Here is a 21,163-nt window from a genome sequence, read left to right as displayed (position 1 = left end):
TGAACTGACCCCCAAAGTTTAGACGGGTTTAAAAATTAAGTTAAGCGGCTTGGGTTCGGTATTGCACCGGGCTCAAGCCTTTTAGTTTTAGTTTGATCCTGTCATGATTGTAATAGCGAACATAGTCAATAATCGCTTGCTTTAGTGATTCATAGGAACTGAACTGCTGGATGTAGAACAGCTCTGATTTCAAGATGCCAAAAAAGTTCTCTATTACCGCATTGTCCAGGCAGTTACCTTTTCTGGACATACTTTGTCTGATCTTGTTTTTACGAAGCTGCTGTTGATAGGCTTTCATCTGGTATTGCCAACCCTGATCAGAGTGTAATATCGGCCTGGCGCCTGCCGGTAGCTTCTTCAATGCCTTTTTCAGCATGTCCATGGCTGGGTCTAAGGTAGGACGATCGGAGATAGTAAAGCTCACCACTTCGCTATTATACAAGTCCAGAATAGGTGAAAAATAGAGCTTTTTACCTGCTATCGCAAACTCCGTTACATCCGTTACCCATTTTTGGTAAGGTTTTCTGGCTTTAAAGTCTCGCTTTAACAAATTACGGGCGATTTTTCCCTGCTGTCCTTTATAGGATTGATATTTTTTTATTCTTACCAGGCTCTTGATACCTGCTTCCTTCATGAGTCTTTCCACTTTTTTATGATTGATCTTAACTCCATTGTTCTTTAAAGAGGCGGTTATACGACGATACCCGTACCGACCTTTATGCTGGTGGTATATCCTCACAATTTCAGCTTTGACCGTACTGTCTTTCGCTGGTTGATCCAACTTTTTAAGATAATAGTAAAATGTGCTTCTGGCCATTCCTGACGCCTTTAGGAGTAGATCCTGGGCGTGATAGCGTCTTAGTTCCCGGATGACTTTGGCCGCCTGGCTTGCGCTTTGGCTGCTGCTGCTTGCTGAACTAAGACTTCCATTTTTTTTAAAAAGGCATTCTCTGCTCGCAGATAGTCTAACTCCTGCTGCATCCCTGCCAGCTTTTGGGCTACAGGATCGGTCGGAGTGTCCACTTTCTTTCTGGGCTTTTTAGCCATGATTGATTTTTTTCTGCCACGACGCTTATCCTCTAGTCCTATGGCTCCCAAGCATTCATAAGCCTTTACCCATCTGCTAACCACTCCTTCGTTGGGAACTTTAAAATGACTAGCCGTCTGCATTAAAGATACCCCTTTTTTAATATGATACCGGACCACGTGAAGTTTAAACCGACTATCATAACTGCCATTCCGAAGTTTGAACCCCTTAACTCCACCTTGCTGATATTGTACTAACCAGCGTTGAACAGCACTTTTATGACAGCCTAACTCCCGCGCTGCTCCTTTTATCGACAGCTGACCCGAAAGGATAGATCGAACGGCCCATCGCTTCTGTTTAATACTGTACTTGACTCTTTTATCCATAAAAATGCCCCTAAAATGTGTCTAACATTTTGGGGGCATATCAAAAAGGGGGCTTTTCTTATTCAAATTTTATGGTACGTTTGCGAATGACCATTGAATTTTTATACGATCTGTTCCAGCGCCACCCCTCGGTGCAAACCGACACCCGTCAATTGAAACAAGGCGATCTTTTCTTTGCCTTGAAAGGCGGCAATTTCAACGGCAATCACTTTGCCCTGCGTGCACTGGAACTTGGGGCGGCATACGCGATCATCGATGAACCTGTGGTCCCGCCTGCCGGAACGCCCAGCGACCGGCTCATCCTCGTGGATGATGTGCTTGCCACCCTTCAGCAACTTGCCCTTCATCACCGGCGGCAGTTTGATATCCCCTTTATCGCCATCACGGGCAGCAACGGTAAAACCACCACGAAGGAACTTGTACATGCCGTTCTCTCCTCGACCTATCAAACCTATACGACAAAAGGAAACCTCAACAATCATATCGGCATCCCGCTGACGATCCTCTCGGTACAGCGCGATGCGGAGTTCGCCGTCATCGAGATGGGCGCCAACCACCAGAAGGAAATAGAAGGCTATTGCCTGTACAGCTTACCGACGCATGGCATTATCACGAATATTGGCCGTGCCCATCTGGAAGGTTTTGGCGGTCCCGAAGGGGTAAGAAAAGGCAAGGGGGAACTATATGACTATCTGCGGGATGAGGGCGGTTCGGCATTTGTCTTCCGCGACAGTGACGATCTCCGGCAGATGAGCCGGGGCATCCCGCATATCATCACCTATGGGACGGTGGAGGCGGATGTTGTGGGGAAGGTGGCGCCCGCCAACGACAGTTTCCTGCACGTGGAGATCACGCGCGGGGCGAATACGGGCACCCTCGCTACGCAGCTGGTCGGCGACTATAACCTGCCCAATGTCCTCGTCGCTGTCACGGTCGGCAAACATTTTGGCGTCACCGATGCGCGGATCCATAAGGCCATCACGCAATACACGCCTTCAAACAGCCGCAGTCAGCTGATCGAACGCGACGGCAATCATATCATCCTCGATGCCTATAATGCGAATCCTTCTTCGATGCGGGCGGCGATCGAAAATTTTGCGCGGCTGCAGACGAATGGGGGCGACAAAATGCTCATCCTCGGCGCGATGGCGGAACTGGGTCCTGAAAGTGTGAACGAGCACAAGGGTATCGTGGAGCTGATCGCCCAATATCAATGGGCGCAGGTGGTCCTCGTCGGCGGGGATTTCCTGAAAGTGGAGCATCCCTATCGCAGTTTTGTCAACAGCGCGGAGGCCGCGGAATGGTATCGCCAGGCGGGGATCAAAAACTCCTGGTTGCTTATTAAGGGATCGAGAAGCAGCAAGATGGAAGCGGTGCTGGAATAACCGAACAGCTGCTGCATCGAAATCGGACGATCGGCAGGTCTCTCTTGGCCCTATTTATTTAATTATCAGCGCAGAGCCATCCTGGCATTGTCTTGGTGGCAAAACACCAAACTACTGCAGTATGTTCCGCAACTATCTCCGCGTCGCCTTCCGCAATCTCTGGCGTCATCGGGTCTTTTCCGGGATCAACCTCCTGGGCCTCGCCGTCGGCATGGCCTCCTTCCTGCTGATATCCCGGTATGTCAGCTTTGAAAGCAGTTATGATGCTTTCAACACCAAGGCAGACCGCATCTATCGCATCAACTGCGATACGAAGACCGAAACGGAAGTGATCCACACCGGGGTGACTGCGGGCGCGCATGGACCGTCCATTAAGGCCAATTTTCCCGAAGTGGAGCAGCAGGTGCGGGTCTGCTTCGCGGGGTTCCTGGTTCAAAATGGGGAGAAGCGTTTCCAGGAGAACAATATCATCGCTGCCGATTCCACGCTTTTCGAGGTCTTCAGCCTCCCCTTTGTCAATGGCAACGCGGCTACTGCTTTGCAACATCCTTTCGATGCCGTGCTCAGCGAGGACGGCGCGAAGAAATATTTCGGGTCGGCCGACCCTGTGGGTCAGGCGTTACTATTCGACGGAAAGTACCGGGTCCGGATCACCGGGGTGATCCGCAACATCCCGCAAAACGCACAATTCCGCGGGGATATCATCCTTGCGCTTTCCTCTTTTACCAGTCTCGATAAAAATTACGGCAGGAGTTGGGGCAACTTCAACTGGTTTACCTATTTGCTCCTCAAACCGGGTACGAATGCGGCAAGGCTGCAAGCCGAACTGAAGCCTTTTGTCAACAAGCAGGCGGAAGACATTACCAAATCCATCGGGATGTCTTACACTCTCTTCCTTCAACCGCTTACCGCGGTGCACCTCGGCCCTCAACTCAACAACTATGGCATTGGCGATCCTACCGGGAGCAAGGCCAACGTCAATATCTTCTCCATCGTCGCGGCGTTTATTCTGCTGATCGCCTGTATCAATTTTGTCAACCTGACGACGGCCCGCGCGGCCGAACGCGCCCGGGAGGTGGGTATCCGGAAAGCCATCGGCGCCGTGCGGGCCCAACTCACGATACAGTTTCTGGGCGAATCGATCCTGCTTTGCGTGATCGCCTTTGGCCTGGCGGTAGGACTTTGCAATATCCTGCATCCGGTGTTTACCCAATTGCTGGACAAGAATATCCCCCTCAATAACAGTCATGGGGATTACCTGCTGGAGCTGCTTGGCATCGCGCTCGGCATCGGCGTCATTGCCGGCGCCTATCCGGCCCTGATCATGTCGGGCTTTAACCCCATCGCCGTGCTGAAAGGCAGGTTCGTATCGACAAAGAACGGGTTCGCGATGCGCAGGGTGCTTGTGGTCTTCCAATTCACGATATCTACCGCGCTGATCATCGGCACCCTTGTCGTCTACAACCAGTTGCGGTACATGCAAAGCCAGGACCTCGGATTCAACAAAGACCAGACGGTGGCCATTAATTTCTATGGCGATAGTGTGGTACAGGCCAACCAGGAGCGGCTGCGGCAGGAGCTCGCCGCCATTCCCAATGTCAATGGGGTGACCTTTTCGAGCAATGAGCCGGGTACGGCGCCGAATAACTGGTACTTCCAGGTCGCCAACCCAGCCGGCAAGCTGCAGGGTATCAACCTCAATTTTTATGTCGTCGACTTCGATTATTTTCCCAAGTATAAGATCAACCTCGCTGCCGGCCGGGCGTTCTCCCGTGCATACCCCACCGATTCCACAAAGGCGATCATCATCAATGAGGCCGCGGCGCGGAGCCTGGGTTATGTCCATCCAACAGCGGCCCTGGGAAAGAAATACAATATATGGGGTGTCGACGGCACCATCGTCGGCATCGCCAAAGACTTCCACTATCGATCGCTGCAGGAAACGATCCAGCCCCTGGGCTTCCGCGTTATGAACCCGGGATTCTACAGCATCATTTCGGTAGGCATCGCCGGGAACCATATCCCCGGCACCCTCGCCGCGTTGGAAAAGAAATGGCAACAACTGGTTCCCAACCGTCCCTTTGACTATTCCTTTGTCGACCGGGACTTCGCGAAACTTTATTCTTCGGAGGACCGGTTCCAGCGGGTGTTCATGTATTTCGGGCTGCTGGCTATTTTCATCTCCAGTCTCGGCTTATTGGGTCTTGCCGCTTATAGTACGATCCAACGCACCAAGGAGATCGGCATCCGCAAAGTGATGGGCGCCTCCGTTGCCACCATTGTTGGGCTGTTATCCATGGAATTTTTACGGCTTGTATTTATCGCATTGCTGATCGCCTCGCCCATTGCCTGGTTCGCCATGCATAGCTGGTTGCAGGGATTCGCGTATCGCACCGATATCGCCTGGTGGGTCTTCCCGCTGTCTGCCGGCGCGGCCGTACTGATCACTTTTCTCACCGTTGGGTTCCATGCCGTCAAGGCGGCGGTTGCCGATCCGGTAAAAAGCCTGCGGGCCGAATAACCGATCATTCACTGCGCAGTGTTTCTACGGGATTTGTCCGGGCCGCGCGTAACGCCTGGAATCCTACCGTCAGCAGTGCGAGGCCGACGGCGGCGAGGCCGGCTTCCACCAGCACCCACCCATTCATCGACGTCCGATAGGCGAAGTCGCGCAGCCAGGCATCCGCGAAATACCAGGCGATGGGGGCAGCGATCAGCAGCGCCATCACCACCAGCAATACAAAATCCCGGCTCAGCAGGAACGCGATATGGCTCGCCGTGGCGCCGAGCACCTTGCGGATGCCGATCTCTTTCCGGCGGCGGCGGGCGGTAAACAACGCCAGTCCAAAAAGCCCCAGACAGGAGATGAGGATCGTGATCGTTGTCGCGGCCTCCATCAGGAAGGCTGTACTCGTCTCCTGATCGTAGAGCCGGGTCATCGACTCATTGAGGAAACTATAGGTGAAGGGCGTTTTGGGAAAGATGCCCTTCCAGACGGATTCGATGCCGGCGATGATCGTCTTCGCCTCTTTGCCGCTTCTGCCTTCCGTCGCCAGCTTCACGCCGAGGCCGCGTTCGGCGCGCGGGAAATTCCAGATGACCAATGGCTTTATCGTTTCGTGGAAGGATTCCTGGTGGAAGTCGGCGATCACTCCCACGACCGGATAGGCGAGCGAATCGCGGTATAACAATATCCCTACCGCTTTCGAGGGTTCGGCGAATCCGAGGGTCTTTGCATAGGTTTCATTGATCACGAATTCGCGGGCGCTGTCGTTGCCGGAGATGTTACGGCCCGCCAACAGCTTCATTCCATATAAGGAGATGAAACCGGGACCGGCATGCTGGACCATGATTGCCTGGGCTTGCGGGTCTTTCGCCTTGAATGACAGGTTGATCGCCGCATGCGCCCTACCCATGGGCGGGTTGCCCTGGAGGACGACCTCCTTTACTCCGGCGATCCGGCTCACTCCCTGAGCCAGCAGTTGCATCTGTCCGGGCTTCGGCCGCCAGTAGTTGAGCGTAAGGATCGCATCGCTGTTAAAGCCCTTATCCGCCGCTTGCATAAAACGCACCTGCCGCCCGATCACGAGCGAACCGATAATAAACAGCAGGGAAATGGTAAACTGAAAAACAATGAGGGCCTTCCGCAGCCCCGCGCCGCCTGCACCGATCTTGTCCAGCGAACCTTTGAGGCTTAGCGCGGGGAGATAGGAGGAAAGCAACCGGGCAGGATACAGACCGGCGGTCAGGGTGGTGATGAGGATCATCGCCAGGAAGAAAAGCAGCGTGCCCCAATCGAAGGGGAACCGCACGCCCGCGGGAATATATGCGCTGAATAACCACAGGGCCGGCCGCACCAGGAGCGCCGAAAGAAGCACGGCAAAAGAAGTCACCAGCAGGGTCTCGGTAAGGAACTGAGCCACCAATCCCTTTCGGCTGCTGCCCATTACCTTGCGGACCCCCACTTCTTTCATCCGCCGGAGTGATTGGGCCGTGGAGAGATTGATAAAATTGATGACGGCCAACAACAGGATAAAAGCAGCGATGCCCATCAGCGCGTATAACAGGGGGAGGTAGGCCCGGCGAAAATCATCGCCCGTGTCCCCGGGGTGGAAATCGCTGGTGTAATGCATGCTTAGCAATGGTTGGAGATAGAGTCTTAAGTGAGTTGCGCCGGGGAAGGATATGATCTTTGTCTTCCGGGCGTAATCGGCCAGCCGGGCATTCACCGTGGCGGGATCCACGCCTTTTGCGAGCCGGACAAAGGCCTGTGACTGGTGCGGCTGCAGGCTTTTCCAGTCTTCGGTGGGGAATTGGGCCCGGACCCAGGTGGTCGGAGCTGTCCGGATGGAGATGAATGAGGTATAGTTGAGGTCGGATTGGTTATCCCAGTCTTTGACGATTCCCGCCACGGTTACCGGGAGGCTGTCCTCATAGATCAGCATCCTGCCGAGCATTTTCTCCAGGGGGACGGAGCCGAAGAACTTGCGCGCTGCGCTCTCCGCCAGTACCACTTTATCGGCATCGTTCAGCACGGCGGGGCGGCCCACCAGCCATTGGTGCGGAAACAGATCGAAGAAGGCGGGGCCGGTCAATATCGTCGACAGGGCGAAACTGCCGTCCTGCCGGCCGCTGAACTGTTCAGCCGCCCTGCCGCCCTGTGCAGGCACCGTGATGGAAAATGCAAACGTATGAAACCCCACCTGTGCCTCGAATCCCGGGATATCGTGTTCGACGCCGGCCACTTCGGGGATCGGGCAGTTGAGAAACATCGTCCCGCCGCGCATTCCCTTGAAGTCCCCGACGATGCGGTAGATCCGGTCTGCACCGGGATGAAACCGGTCGAAGCCGAGATCGTAGCGCGCGATCAGGTAGATGACGATGCAGGCGCAAAGCCCGATAGACAGGCCCAGGATGTTGATGGCCGCGTACCCTTTGTGATGGCGGACATTCCGCCAGGCCGTCTGAAGGAGGTGTTTTAACATTTTAGGAATTTAACCGATGATTCATTTTCGGCTAAATTCCATACCTTCTACTTCGGCAATTGCCCGGATGGTCCGGATCATCGAGTCCGGGGTCACCGAGATGCTGTCGATCCCTTCCTCCACCAGAAATTGTGCAAAATCCGGGAAGTCGGAGGGGCCCTGACCGCAGATGCCGACTTTTACCCCGCATTCCTTTGCGGTGCGGATGAGCATTCGCAGGAGGGCCCGGACGGCCTCATTCCGTTCGTCATAGATATGCGCCACGAGCGCTGAATCCCGGTCGAGTCCCAGGGTCAGCTGGGTAAGATCGTTGGAACCAATGGAGAAGCCGTCGATATGTTTTGCAAATTCCTTTGCGAGCAGGACATTGGAGGGGATCTCGGCCATCAGGAATAGTTCCAGGCCGGCTGTCCCCCGTGCAAGGCCGAATTCGGCCATCACCGCCTGGACCTTTTGGAGTTCGCCCACGGTACGGCAGAAGGGGATCATCACCACGACGTTGTCCAGACCCATCTCTTCCCGAACTTTGCGGATGGCCCGGCATTCGAGGCCGAAGGCTTCTTTATATTCCGGTGAGTAATACCGGGCGGCACCCCGCCAGCCGATCATCGGGTTTTCTTCCTGCGGTTCGAAATATTTGCCGCCGAGTAAATGAAAATATTCGTTGCTTTTGAAATCCGAGAAGCGGACGATCACTTTTTGCGGATAGAAGGCTGCGGCGATCCGGCCGATGCCATAGGATAGCTTACTGATAAAGTATTCTTCTTCCTTTTCGAAACCCGTCATTTTCCGGCGGATCGCCTCGGTCAGCTCTTTATCCTTCAACTCCCGGTGTTTCAGCAAGGCGAGTGGGTGTACGCCGATATAGTTATTGATGATAAACTCTTCGCGGGCCAGGCCTACTCCTGAATGCGGCAGGTGTGCGTAGTTGAAAGCCGTTGCCGGCGTCCCGACGTTGAGCATCAGCGGGGTGTCGATGTGAGGCAGGCTGGTCAAATCGGTTTCCACCACGGTATATTCCAGCTCCCCTTCATAGACGAAGCCTTCGTCCCCTTCCGCGCAGGAGGCGGTGATCAGCTGGCCGTCGGCCAGCAGTTGGGTCGCATTGCCACAGCCGACGATGGCGGGTACACCCAGCTCGCGGGCGACGATCGCCGCGTGGCAGGTCCGGCCGCCTTTGTTGGTTATAATGGCCGCTGCCTTTTTCATGATCGGTTCCCAGTCGGGGTCCGTCATATCCGTGACGAGCACATCACCGGTCTGGAATTCCATGCCGGCTTCCAGCCGCCGGTCCAGCGAATGCATGATCTTTACTTTTCCGGCGCCGATCTTGCTGCCTACGGCGATCCCCTTCAGCAGGGGTTCGGCCGGCCGGAGTTTATCGCTGAGTATATAGTCCGTCATCTTCCCCGGCTGTTTGCGGGAATGGATCGTCTCCGGTCTGGCCTGAACGATGAACAGTTCGCCGGTGAGTCCATCCACCGCCCATTCCACGTCCATGGGGCACCAATGGCCTTTCAGGGTCGAATAATAATCTTCGATTTGACAGACCCAGGTTGCGAGGCGGAGGATCTGGGGTTCTTCGAGGCAGAACCGCTGTTGTTGCAGCCGGTCGGCGGGGATGATCTTTACGCGTTCGTCAGGGTCATCGCCGTAGACCATCAGTTTATCCTTGATGCCCAGCCGCTTTTCGATGATCGATGCGAATCCGGTCTTTAGCGTCGGTTTGAACACGATAAATTCGTCCGGTGAAACGGCGCCCTGTACCACCATCTCCCCCAATCCATAGGAGCCGTTTATGACGACCACATCTTTAAAGCCCGTTTCGGTGTCGAGGGAGAAAGCCACACCCGAGGTACCCAGATCGCTGCGCACCATTTTCTGGATACAGACCGAGAGACCGATATCGAAGTGATCGAAGCGGAAATTTTCGCGGTAGCTGATCGCCCGGTCCGTGAACAGGGAGGCGAAGCAGTTGCGGACAGAATCCATCAGGGCGGCAGGACCACGAACGTTGAGATAGGTTTCCTGCTGACCGGCGAAAGACGCATCGGGCAGGTCTTCCGCCGTTGCGGAAGATCGAACGGCGACATCGGTCTCCGACTGGTCGTACTGGCCTGACAACGTATAATAGGCTTCGATGATCGAGGCGCTGAGTGCGGGTGGGAATTTGCTGTTACGGATCAGCTGCCGGATGCGCAGGCCGGCGCGCCGCAAAGACTCGATGTTGTCAAAATCGATCTCCCCGAGCAGAGATCTGATGCCCGCTTCCAATTTTCCTGCCTCAATAAATTCCCGGTAAGCATTCACGGTGATGACAAAACCGTCGGGGATGCGAATCCCCATCTCATGCAGGTGAGTGATCATCTCGCCGAGTGAAGCATTTTTCCCACCGGCGATGGCGATATCGGCAAGGCCGACACTGCGCAAAGGCACAACATAATCTGTAACTGGCATATCGCAATTTGATTGATGACGAAGAATGGAGGAATAAAACTAGACAAATAATCTGCCAATCAAAATCCCCGCGGCGATAAAATTTTATGCAACCCATTACAGTACTGTGTCTTATGGACATGATCACTGTGTCCATCGAACATGATCTTGTACAATTTTCCTATCTTCAGGTATGAAAAATCGTTTTTGCATCCTGGTCATCCTGGCCGGCCTTAGTTTTTGCGCTTCGTTTACTCATCGTCCCATCACCTGGGTCGCCATCGGCGACAGCATCACTTATCTGAACGACCACCCCAACGAGACGGGAAACCGGCTCACAAAGGGCTATCTGACGGATGTCGTCGAAAAACTGGACTATGTCCATTATCTCAACATCGGGCGTAACGGCTGGACGACGCAGAATTTTGCGCGGTCGATCGACAAGATCGAAATTCCTGCCGGTGATGTGTATACGATATTTCTGGGGACCAATGACTGGTGGCATGGCCATCGCATCGGCACCTGGGCCGATTATCAAAACGCTACGGGTGACAGCACTGTCTATGGATGCATGCGTGTCCTGATCGATAAGATCCGCAGCCGCAGCAAGACCGCACCCGTCATTCTTATGACGCCGATGCCACGCGCCGATTTTGTCTATATCAACAATCCCACCAACAATGCTTATGGCTCTTATAAGGAGAAGGATGGGCAGACGTTGGAGCAGGTGGCGGAGGCTATCGGCGACATCGGGCGGCATGAGGGTTTCGTGACCGTCGACCTTTACCATGTGAGAAAGCTGGCGGTTCCGCACCTGGTGCATTTCAAACGGCTGAAGGATGCCGCGGCGGCCGGTGCTTACCGGAATTTTTCCTACCCGAGCTATATCGGCGTTCCCTTTAACCCGGCTGCCGATGAATATCCTTATCCGGCGGAGGCGATCGATATGACCTTTGATGGCTTACATCCGTCGAATGCGGGTTGCGAGGTAATTGCGGAGAAGCTGATAAAGGCGCTGAAGAAGGTCAGGTAGGCAGGCTGACGGATAAGGTACATCCTTCCCCGGGCTGGGACTGGATATCGACCTTGCCGTTGAACAGTTCGGTCCGGCTGATGATATTAGTGATCCCCACCCCCTTGCGGTGACGGCTGACATCAAACCCGACGCCGTTATCCGCTACGGTCACCACGATGTTTAGGCCTTCCATGGAAAGCCGGATGAGTACGCGGGTGGCGCGGGAATGCTTTACGATGTTGTTCAACTGTTCCTGGACGATGCGGAAGACGGTAAGCTTCCGTCTGTCTTCGATCTGTTCTTCGGAGATATTCTGCAGATCGAGTTCGATGGCCAGATCGGCCCTGGCCAGTTTCATGTCGTCGATGACGTCTTCTATCGATTCGATCAGCCCGATCTCCCGGAGGCCCGGGGTGATCAGGGATTTGGAGATCTTGCGGATCTCGTTGATCGCTTTGCTCACCAGTTCGGTACTCCTTTCGAGCAGTTCCTGCCGCAACTCTTCATCGGTCATCGCGGTATTGATGTACAGGTTGCTCGCACCTAGGATCTGGTTGACATTATCGTGCAGTTCTTTACCTATTTCCGTCCGTTCTTTCTCCTGGGCGACGATCACCGCCTCCGTGATCTGCCGCTGACGGGTTACGCGTTGTTCGTTCAATTCATTTTCCAGTTTGATCCGTTCCGTCACATCGTTTGCAAGCACGAGTACGGCCGGCTGGTTCTTATAGCTGATGCTATGCCAGGCGATATCGACAAAGATGAGCTCGCCGCTTTTTTTGACATGCTGCAGGATCCCTTTTTTGATGCCGTCCCGGCTAAAGCGGATGGTTTCCACTTCGGCGAGCAATTCTTCGCGGTTGCCGTCGAGCCGGATATCGGCGAGGGTCTTGTTCAGGAACTCGTCCTGAGTATATCCATAGTGCTGGACGGCGGCGGCGTTTGCTTCCAGAAAGCGGAAGGTCTTTGCGTCAAAGACCCACATCGGCATGGGGTTGTTGTTAAACAGTTCGCGATACCGTTCTTCGCTTTCGCGGAGATATTGCAGGTTGCGAAGGCGTTCGAGGCTGTACCGGATGGCGCGGGCCAGGAGCTTTTCATCGAAGTCGCCTTTTACCAGGTAGTCCTGGGCTCCCATGACCAGGGCCTGCATGGCGATCTTCGTGTCGTTGAGCCCCGTGAGCAGGATCACTGCCACGCGCTGGGTAAAGGGTTGCAGTTGGGTGTAGGATTCAAGCCCGAAACTATCCGGCAGGGAAAGGTCGAGGAACAGGAGGTCGATATGATGGATGGCGAGCAACTGCTTTGCCTCGGTGAGGTTGGCGGCATGCCGGATCTCCGCGACAGACAGATCGGTGCCGTGCAGGAATTCCCTGAAGAGGAACAGATCGCCCGGGTTGTCCTCGACCACGAGGATATGTATCGGTTGTTTGTCGCCGTCCATTTATTGTACGGTTTTTGGAAGCTTTACAATGCTGATCCAGAAATCCTCTATTGTCCGGACGACGTCCATGAACCGATCGAGATCGACCGGCTTTGTAATATAACAATTGGCATAGTTGTTATAAGATGCAAGGATATCTTTTTCGGCCGAAGAGGTGGTCAGCATGATCACGGGGATCCGTTTGAGATCGGGATCGGTCTTGATGATGCCCAGCAGCTCCGTGCCGTCCATCTTCGGCAAATTGATGTCCAGCAGGATAAGGTCGGGCATGTTCGCATCCAGGATCTGCTTGCGGAGAAAGCGGAGGGCCTCCACTCCGTCATAGGCGATGGATATCTTATTGATGATCCGTGCATCATCAAGGGCCTCTCTTGTCAGCAGGATATCGCCTTCGTTGTCATCCACCAGTAAAATATGAATCTGTTGCATAAGTTTGTGATAAGGTTACCCTTTTTTATGAATAGTAAAATGAAATGCGCTTCCGTGCTGCGGTGACGATTCGACCCAGATGCGTCCGCCGTGCCGCTCCACGATCTTCTTGCAGATGGCGAGGCCGATGCCTGTTCCCGAGTAATCCGTTTTGTTATGCAGCCGTTGGAAAATGATAAAGATCTTGTCGAAGAACTGCGGGTCGATCCCGATGCCGTTGTCTTCGACTGAAAACCGCCAGCAGGCCCCCTCGTCCTTCGACCCGATGCGGATCACGGGGGGTGTTTCCGAGTGGTATTTCAAGGCATTGCTCAGCAGGTTCTGAAACAGCTGGGTCAGTTGCACCTTGTCGCCGACCACGACGGGCAGATCACCTATTTCCACCTTTGCCCTTGCGGAGATGATCTTCTCCCGGAAGATGTCGCCCACCTCCTGCATCACGACGGAGGTATCGACCGGCACAAAATTCTCCTTGCCTGTGCCCACGCGGGAGTACTCCAGCAGATCCATGATCAGGGCCTTCATTCTTTCCGCGCCGTCGACCGCATAGTGGATATACTGGTCGGCTTTTGCGTCGAGCTGTCCGTTGTATTTCCTTTGCAGGAGTTGCAGAAAGCTGCTCACCATGCGAAGCGGTTCCTGCAGGTCATGGGAGGCGATATAGGCGAAGCGTTCGAGCTCGGAGTTGGAGGAGGAGAGTTCGGCGGCCCGTTTGGCCAGGTCGGTATTCAGCCTTCTCAGCTGTTCTTCATACCGCCGGCGGTCGGTGATATCGTTTACGACCACCATCCTCGCCTGGCGGCCGTCGAAGTCGATGGCGTGAGCCGTGACATCCACATCGATCACTTCGCCATTCTTTTTTATATGCCGCCATTGGCTGTTCCGGTAGGCCAGGGGATTGTCGCGAATGCTTTCCACGTCCTTCACCAGCCGGTCGATGTCTTCCCGCGGGCGGATATCCGCGATGGTCATCCCCAGAAACTCTTCCCGGGTATACCCATATTCCCGCATGGCCGTCCCATTCACTTCCAGGAACCGCATCGTGGCCTCGTCATAGATCCATTTGGGCAGGGGGCTCTTGTCAAAAAGCATTTTATATTTATCCTCGGAGGATAGACGGCCCGATCGCTCATGGGCCAGATCGATCCGGATCTTCCGAAAAATGAAGAGGGCAAGGACGACAACGGCGCCGATGAGACACCAAAGTGCCCACTGCAGCTGGGTTGCTTTTTGCTGGTTGGCGCCGCGGCGGATGTCGAGAATCCGGCGCTGTCCGGTCTCCAGTTGCTCGATCGTCGACTGGATATGATGGGAGTAGCCTGTCCGTGCTTCGGCATTGATCAGCGCCGCGGCGCCACCGAACTCGCCGCCCTTGCTGAGCCGCATGGCCCTTTCAAGCACGTCCCGGTTGCTGCTGACATAGAATTGGAGGGAGTCGATCCGGCCCCGCTGACCGGGGTCGTCGGTGACCAGGAGCCGGAGGCTGTCGATCGCCGCCGGCAGGGGTGCCGCGATGCGGCCAGCGGTATCCAGGAAGCTACTGTCGCCGGTCAACAGGAAATTCTTCACATTCACCTCGAACTGGGACGTCATCCGTTGTACTTCCTGGGATTGGGCGAGGACGTTGCTGGTGTGACGGATGACAACCCCCGTATCCCGTATCCGCTGGTATTGCCAGATGGATAGAACTACGATGATCAACACTGTCACCACCGCAATGGTAATGGCATTGAGCAGTCTGTTGCCAAAGAATGTCTTCATGTTTGGTAAGCGGTGGCTTGCGGATCACGAAATGATCCTACGTAATTTACAAAAAATTCAGCACTCCGCGGGGGTGCTCATAAAGCCGCATTCATCCATTTCCTGCGGGCGGGTTCCCATAACGTTTCGGTCATGGCCCGGACCACACTGTCGACAATATGCGAAAAAGAGAAGAATTGAATGAGGGTGGAAGCGCAGGCGCCCATCTCCGTGAGCCGGGTCCGGTCCTGGCAAATCGTTTCAAGGAATTTCCGGCATTTCTCCACGTCGCCAAGCCGGAAGGTCATCCCGGTCTTATTTTCGAGCACCAGGTCGGTGGCGCAGCCCACCTGGCCGGATGCCATGACGGGGACGCCGCAGGCCATGGCTTCGTTGATGCCCATTCCCCAGGTTTCGCTCAGTGAGGGCATGAGATAGATATCCCCCGTCCGGTATACCGCGGGCATGACACTCTGGTTCTGGAAACCCATGAAAAAAACGTTGGTTTTGCCCTGAGCGCGTTGCTGCAGTTCGGGTTTCAGATAGCCGTCGCCAACCAGTACAAAGCTCACCGGCAGGTCTTTGCAAACATTCGCCAGGTCCAGTACAAAACCGGGGTTTTTCACCCTGGTCAGCTTCCCGGCGAAGAGGACGGTCAGATGTCCCGCGGGGATACCCAGCTCTTTCTTCCAGCGCTGAGCCAATTGGACATTACCGTTGCCGGCCTGGGCAAAACGGCCGATATCGATCGCCTGCGGGGAAAAGATCAGCTGGGAGCCTTTCAATCCATGGCGAAGAAAATAGGATTTATTATTGGTGCCTACGTATAGGGCATAGTCTACATGATGATAGACCCAGGTCAGGAATATCCGCCGGGCCAGTTTGTATAGCCCTTTTCTTTCGTGCAGCAGGACGGAGTCCCCGCGGAAATACACGGGAAGGCGCCCGTGGAAATGCCGCAGGCATTTCAGGTGGCTGTCGTAGTTCCAGCCGATGACCAGCAAACCGTCAGGCTGCCAAGCCTCGATCTTGTCAATAAGTGTAGGGTTAACGATGCCCCGGAAATTCTCCAGGCCGGGGTGGCGGGCCGTATTGTGTACAAATTCGTATTCATAGCCGTCGAGCAGGGGAATATCCCATTGGATATTTCTGCCGAAGCCCGGATCGAATATCGTGCCGTTGCGCGATTGTTCGTAGGTGTAAAAGACCTTTATGGCAATCTTCTTCTCTGCCAGGCGAACCAGCCAGGGAACATGGTATTGAATCGGGTGGGTGGTGACTATTGCCAGTTTTTTCATTACAGAGGATCAGTGGGTGAAATACACAGGGCCGGTTGTTTTTCCAGGATACTCCACAGCCGTCGATAGAGGTTTTGGCGATCGAGGTCGACCAGTTCGCCCTCTTCATTAAACAGGGGATGAACCATGATCTCCACTTTCTTTCCATCCAGGCTGCCGCGACGGGAGAATATCTTCATATCCTCGATATCGCCAAAGTAATCCATATTGCGAAAATCGGGCCCGCGACCCAGCCGCCACCTGTTGAATACCGCTTTATAGATCCGTCTGGCAAGGCCGGGGGGCTCTCCCATGTTCCGGGTCAGCCTGATCCGGGTGATCCGATATTCGCGGCCCAGCCGGCAAACGAGTGGGGCAATCGCCCATTCGGTATGCAGGTGATGATGCGAATCCAGGTGGGTGGGTTTTATTCCCGCGGCCAGTACTTTTTCGAGCTGCATCTTCATTTCAATATAGATTGCGTGCTTTTCGTGGCGGTTCAGGCTGAACAGGGATCGTTTGCGGTCATATATAAAGTGTCCGTTGTCGTTGCAAAAAAACGGGCAGTCCAGGATGGGGCGGGATAGAGGATGGCCTTCCGTCAGGTTGAGATGTACGCCGATTCTTCCGTTTAAAAGCGGATGTTCACCGACAAGCATAACCGCGTCCTCGAATCCGGGCATATTTGCCATCATCGAGGTACTTGTTACCAGACCGCTCTCGATACTCTCAAGGATGGCCCGGTTAACCGTATTGCTGATGCCAAAATCATCGGCATTCACGATCAGTCTGGATAGAGCCATAATATCGTTCAACCAAAAATAACGATAAACCCTTATATCTTTCGCCTTATTCCATTTTCAGGCAGCTGGGTTTGGGAACTTTTATTCTCCTGCCGGTGTCCCGGATCATCCCGGTGGCGGTATCGACCTGGAAAATCACGATCGAGTCAGTTTCCTGATTCGCCACCAGCAACCATTTGCCGCTGGGATCGAGCGTGAAATTGCGGGGTTCTATGCCCATCGTAGGAACATAGCCCATGGGTCGGAGCCGGCCTGTCGACTCATCGATGGAAAAGATGGCAATCGTGGTCTCGGCCCGGTTGCTTGCGTAAAGAAACCGGCCATCCGGGGAAACGTGAATATCGCTGCTCCGAAAGGGGCCCGTTGCCGTATCGGGATGCGCCGCAATGCGCTGCAGGGAGTCGAGCCTGCCGGTTGCCGCCGTGTACCGGTAAGCATCCACGTATCCGCCCATTTCTTCAATCAGATAGGCATATCTGCCGTTGGGATGGAAGGTGAGATGCCGGGGGCCGCTGCCTGGTGGCGTATAGACCCACAACTGTTCGTCACCGGTCGCCGGCGATACTACCGCAATCCGGTCAAGTCCCAGATCCTGTATGTACAGATGGTGGCCGTCCGGGCTATACACGGCGGAATGTACGTGGGGCGCTTCCTGCCGGGCGGGATTGGCGCCTTTGCCAAGATGCTGGATATGAAACTGTGCCTTTCCGGGGAGGCCATCCGCACCGACCGGGTACAAGGTGTAGGATCCGCCGCTATAGTTGGCCACGGCCACCTGATCGCCGGCGGCGTTCACGGCTACATAGGCGGGGTTATCCCCCAAACTCGACACCTTGCCGATAAAGTGCAGCCTGCCTTTTTTTGCATCGATGTCAAAGACGCTGAGACTGCCCTTCTCTTTCATTCGGGATTCCGTACAGGCATACAGCCGCCGGCCGCCGGGCGCGATCGTCAGGAAGGAAGGGTTACACACCCCCTCCGTATGGCTTAGCGCGGTGGCTTTACCGGTAGCAGCGTCAAACCGGAACATATAGATACCCTTGCTACCGGTGCTATCCAGCTTCGGATTGCCCGAGAGATTTCCGCTATTGGTGTAAGTCCCCACGAAGAGGACGTACGACTGGGCGTTGATAAATGAGAAGAAGAATAAAGATGGGATCAGGATCAGCAAACGCATAGATCGGGTATTTACTGAAAAAACCGGGCCAGTCTCTCACCGGCCCGGTCATTTTTCCATTAAAATTCAAATTCGTCGTCCGGCATCCCGATGGGTGCGCCGGGTGGCATCTCCATGGCCGGCTGCGGGATGAACTTGTCGGGATTCTTTGTGAACTCATTGATCTGTGACAGGCCAAAATACAGGGCCGCCTTCCAGCGGGGTTCGCCGCTGACTACCTGGAGACCCATCCAGGTCGCGAGATCGGTGATCGCCAGCAGGGCCTCGCCGCGAACGTTCTCTGCATTCTTCGGATCGGCGGCCAGGGCAAGCAGATGTTTGAGGGTCAGGTTGTCCACCAGCACCTGGAGCTCGCCCTTATAACCCGGTTTCAGCGGGGTCTTCCAGGTCTTGTCGAGGAGTTTGTTCAGTACGGGGATCAGGCCGGGCTGGCGTTCGTCGCGGGCCTGGTATTCGATGAGCCGTGCTGCCCGCTCGTTATCCAACAGGTAGGAGAGGGTGGTATTGGCGGCTGCTTCCGCGGCGGCGATCGGGTCGAAGGTGGGGCCGGTATGGCCCCCGAAATTCTCTACCGTCGAAGGATAGCCCGAGGGGCGCGGCGGGATCTTTTGGATCAGCGCATCGGGCAATGCCAGCGCATCGGGCGTGATCGTATTCATCAATGCGTCGAAGGCCCGCCATTGTTCGGCGGGGTCCACCATCTTTGTGGGTTCCTGGCCGTCGTTTTTTACGGCATGGGTGAAATAGAGTCCGCCAAGGGATTTTGCCGCGGCTTCCACCTGGTAGCGATGCAGCAGATAGATGGGGACCAGCACTTCCTCCAGGGTTGCCATGGGAGCACCCTGGGGGATCGCTTTCTCACTGAACCGATCCAGCAGATGTCGCCGGACGGCCATCAGCTTGTCGAGCTGGTCGATGGCGTTCACCCCGTCATCCCATTGGTTGGACTGGGGATGTGTCATGCCGCCGATATCGGGGATGTATTTATATCCTTCCTTTATGGTCTCGGTAATGATCTTGTTGAGGGCGGCATCTTCATCCGTGCCTTTTGTGAAGTCGGAGTAGCCATACATGATCGCGCGTTTGTCCCAGCCGCCGATGCCTTTGGCGTAGGCGTCGGAGAGATCGAGGGTACCGTCCGGTTTCAGGGTAAAGCGGGGGAAGGGATAGTCCATCACGGAAGCCCGGTCTTTTATGCTGGCGATGAAATTATGGGACAGGCCAAGGGTGTGGCCGATCTCGTGAGCGGACAGTTGACGGATGCGGGCCAGCGCGAGTTCCTCCATTTTGTTGCTTACCGGCTTTCCATCTTCATAAGGTTGCAGCAATCCCTCGGCGATGAGATAGTCCTGGCGGTGACGATCGGAACCCAGGGTCACGACGCCTTTGATGATCTCGCCGGTGCGTGGATCGACATAGGAAGAGCCATAGGAAAAGGCCCGTTGCGGGCTGCCGGTGCGGGTGAGCCAGTTGACCATGTTATAGCGGATGTCCATGGGATCGGCACCTTCCGGCAGTTGTTTCACCTGGAAAGCATTCTTAAATCCGGCGGCTTCGAAGGCCTGGTTCCACCAGGAGGCGCCTTCGATCAGCGCTTTGAGGATGATGGGTGGGGCGCCGCGGTCGATATAGTAGACGATCGGCTCTACGGGTTCGCTTACGGCTGCGCTGGGATCTTTCTTGACAAGCCGGTGGCGGCTGATGAACCGTTTGACCAGCGGTTGGCTCATGGGTGCGGAGAAATCGGCATAGGTAAATTCGAAGAAGCCGCTGCGCGGATCGAATATCCGGGGTTTATAGTTGCTGTCGGGCAGTTGAACAAAGGCCTGATGAACTCTCACGGTCACTGAAGTCGGGTCAGGCGCTACGCCCCCACCCCGGCGGAATCCGCCACCGCCGCCGCTGCCGCCCGCGAAGGTGATGAGCGCTTCGAACTCGGTATTCTTTGGGAAGTTTTTTGTGTTGTTCATATATACCGCGCTGCGGGTCTCGTCGAGGCGGTAGCCGCCGCCTGCTGCGGCTCCTGCTCTGCCGGGTCCGTTGGCGGCCGCCGAGAAAGCGCTCCCGGGGTTGCCGCGACCCGACCCGATGTTCTCGCCGATGTGCAAGGCATCGCGGACGATCAGCGGGGTTCCGTCGATGAGCACCTTGTCGCCTTCGACCGCGACGGGGGAAAACCCGAAGAGGATGGACTGAGAGAACCCGTCGGCCACGTCCTTTTGCATGTCGGTGTTGCCGTTGACTGCGCGCTGTGCATAGTTGGGTTGGAGGAGGAAGACCTTGGGGCCTACCTTGATGAATTTGGCGATTACCGCGGATGCCTGGCCGCGTTCGGCGCCGCCGTTGCCGATGCCTTCGGGCAGGGAACAGAAGTACAGGAACTCCTGGTCGAAGCGATCGATCTCGATGAGGAGTTTGCCGGTTTTTTCGTCGTAGTAGAAGTTATAGAAGCCTTCGTACTTTTTCATGTTCTGGGTGGCGGCCGAGATGGTGGTGGCCGTGGTGGTGGTGGTGGTGGGGCGTTGGGCCAGAGTTGGGAGGGTTGAGACGGCTGCGATGGCCGTCAGCAGTAGGAGGTTTTTCGTCATATGCAGTAGTGTTGATATGTGTTTTTTACTAGTGACAAGTTAACGCAAACGTCCCCTTGGCGCCAAATTTGTTTTGGCTATACATTTTCTGGAGTTTAGCTTATCTTGCCTGTCGAACCTCTAAACATCACCGATGAAACCGTTTGCTTTAGTCTTTACCCTGACAGCTTCGATTGTGTTTTATTCCTGTCATAAGGATAGTTCCAATTCTTCCAGCGGCAATACGCCGCCGCCCACTAATACGACGGGGACGATGAAGATATCCCTGGCGATGCCGGCGGATACGGCGGTGAAGAATTGTGAGTTGATTATTAGTGAGACCGGGGGGAAGGTATTACTGGATACTGTGACTTCCAGGGGCACGACCGTCGGCGCCAGTTTGAGTACGAATGCGACGCTTGTTGATGTTACACTTGTTGAGCAGCATCAGTATCCTCAGAGCGGATATTATGTATATACGTATAAAGCAGT

At 55.0% G+C, this 21,163-nt stretch carries 14 protein-coding genes and 1 pseudogene; 4 read left to right on the top strand and 11 right to left on the bottom strand.

Going from position 1 to position 21,163, the window contains the following annotated elements; translation table 11 throughout:
* Positions 1–40 precede the first annotated feature (40 nt).
* Positions 41–892, bottom strand: a pseudogene (locus VGM48_RS06940) (IS3 family transposase); the annotation flags it as partial.
* Entirely contained in the window at positions 859–1,413 is a 555-nt protein-coding gene (locus tag VGM48_RS06935; RefSeq protein WP_331577422.1) for a transposase, read from the bottom strand. The pseudogene VGM48_RS06940 and the gene VGM48_RS06935, both read right to left, overlap by 34 nt.
* A 71-nt stretch (positions 1,414–1,484) precedes the next feature.
* On the opposite strand from VGM48_RS06935, the gene VGM48_RS06930 reads away from it, so the two are divergent.
* Together VGM48_RS06930 and VGM48_RS06925 are read left to right on the top strand one after the other, a co-directional pair.
* Positions 1,485–2,798 (top strand): UDP-N-acetylmuramoyl-tripeptide--D-alanyl-D-alanine ligase, encoded by a 1,314-nt coding sequence (locus VGM48_RS06930; protein ID WP_331577420.1) that lies wholly within the window; start codon positions 1,485–1,487, stop codon positions 2,796–2,798.
* Positions 2,799–2,919: 121 nt separating this feature from the next.
* Positions 2,920–5,319: an ABC transporter permease gene (locus tag VGM48_RS06925; protein ID WP_331577418.1), complete on the top strand. Its 2,400-nt coding sequence runs from the start codon at positions 2,920–2,922 to the stop codon at positions 5,317–5,319.
* A gap of 4 nt (positions 5,320–5,323) precedes the next feature.
* On the opposite strand, the gene VGM48_RS06920 is transcribed toward VGM48_RS06925, so the two are convergent.
* Positions 5,324–7,783, bottom strand: coding sequence for an FtsX-like permease family protein (locus tag VGM48_RS06920; RefSeq protein WP_331577416.1), 2,460 nt, complete (start codon positions 7,781–7,783; stop codon positions 5,324–5,326).
* A gap of 21 nt (positions 7,784–7,804) precedes the next feature.
* A complete protein-coding gene (gene ppsA / locus VGM48_RS06915; RefSeq protein ID WP_331577415.1) occupies positions 7,805–10,240 on the bottom strand; it encodes a phosphoenolpyruvate synthase in 2,436 nt (811 codons plus the stop codon).
* Between the two features lie 172 nt (positions 10,241–10,412).
* On the opposite strand from ppsA, the gene VGM48_RS06910 reads away from it, so the two are divergent.
* Entirely contained in the window at positions 10,413–11,252 is an 840-nt protein-coding gene (locus VGM48_RS06910; RefSeq protein ID WP_331577413.1) for an SGNH/GDSL hydrolase family protein, read from the top strand.
* Here VGM48_RS06910 and VGM48_RS06905 read toward each other — a convergent pair.
* The 7 genes from VGM48_RS06905 to VGM48_RS06875 all read right to left on the bottom strand — a co-directional run bounded on the left by VGM48_RS06905 (position 11,245) and on the right by VGM48_RS06875 (position 20,692).
* Entirely contained in the window at positions 11,245–12,678 is a 1,434-nt protein-coding gene (locus VGM48_RS06905) for a PAS domain S-box protein (protein WP_331577410.1), read from the bottom strand. The genes VGM48_RS06910 and VGM48_RS06905 overlap by 8 nt on opposite strands.
* Positions 12,679–13,107 carry a response regulator gene (locus VGM48_RS06900; protein ID WP_331577408.1) on the bottom strand — a complete coding sequence of 143 codons (429 nt, stop codon included), beginning with the start codon at positions 13,105–13,107 and terminating at the stop codon, positions 12,679–12,681.
* A gap of 15 nt (positions 13,108–13,122) precedes the next feature.
* Positions 13,123–14,868 (bottom strand): sensor histidine kinase, encoded by a 1,746-nt coding sequence (locus VGM48_RS06895; protein WP_331577407.1) that lies wholly within the window; start codon positions 14,866–14,868, stop codon positions 13,123–13,125.
* A gap of 77 nt (positions 14,869–14,945) precedes the next feature.
* On the bottom strand, positions 14,946–16,145 hold the full coding sequence (locus VGM48_RS06890) for a glycosyltransferase family 4 protein (protein ID WP_331577405.1): 1,200 nt from the start codon (positions 16,143–16,145) through the stop codon (positions 14,946–14,948).
* Positions 16,145–16,927, bottom strand: a complete 783-nt coding sequence (locus VGM48_RS06885) for a ChbG/HpnK family deacetylase (RefSeq protein ID WP_331577403.1) — start codon at positions 16,925–16,927, stop codon at positions 16,145–16,147. The genes VGM48_RS06890 and VGM48_RS06885 overlap by 1 nt, the downstream gene beginning before the upstream one ends.
* A 46-nt stretch (positions 16,928–16,973) precedes the next feature.
* Positions 16,974–18,104, bottom strand: coding sequence for a lactonase family protein (locus tag VGM48_RS06880; RefSeq protein WP_331577401.1), 1,131 nt, complete (start codon positions 18,102–18,104; stop codon positions 16,974–16,976).
* A 59-nt stretch (positions 18,105–18,163) separates the two neighbouring features.
* Positions 18,164–20,692, bottom strand: coding sequence for a zinc-dependent metalloprotease (locus VGM48_RS06875; protein WP_331577399.1), 2,529 nt, complete (start codon positions 20,690–20,692; stop codon positions 18,164–18,166).
* A gap of 133 nt (positions 20,693–20,825) precedes the next feature.
* Between VGM48_RS06875 and VGM48_RS06870 the strand changes: the two genes are divergently transcribed.
* On the top strand, positions 20,826–21,163 hold a 338-nt coding region (locus VGM48_RS06870), incomplete at its 3' end, for a hypothetical protein (protein WP_331577397.1).

Origin of the sequence: Puia sp., assembly GCF_036500295.1 — a bacterium.
Taxonomy (GTDB): Bacteria; Bacteroidota; Bacteroidia; order Chitinophagales; family Chitinophagaceae; genus Puia.
This window is presented reverse-complemented; position numbering and strand designations above follow the sequence as displayed.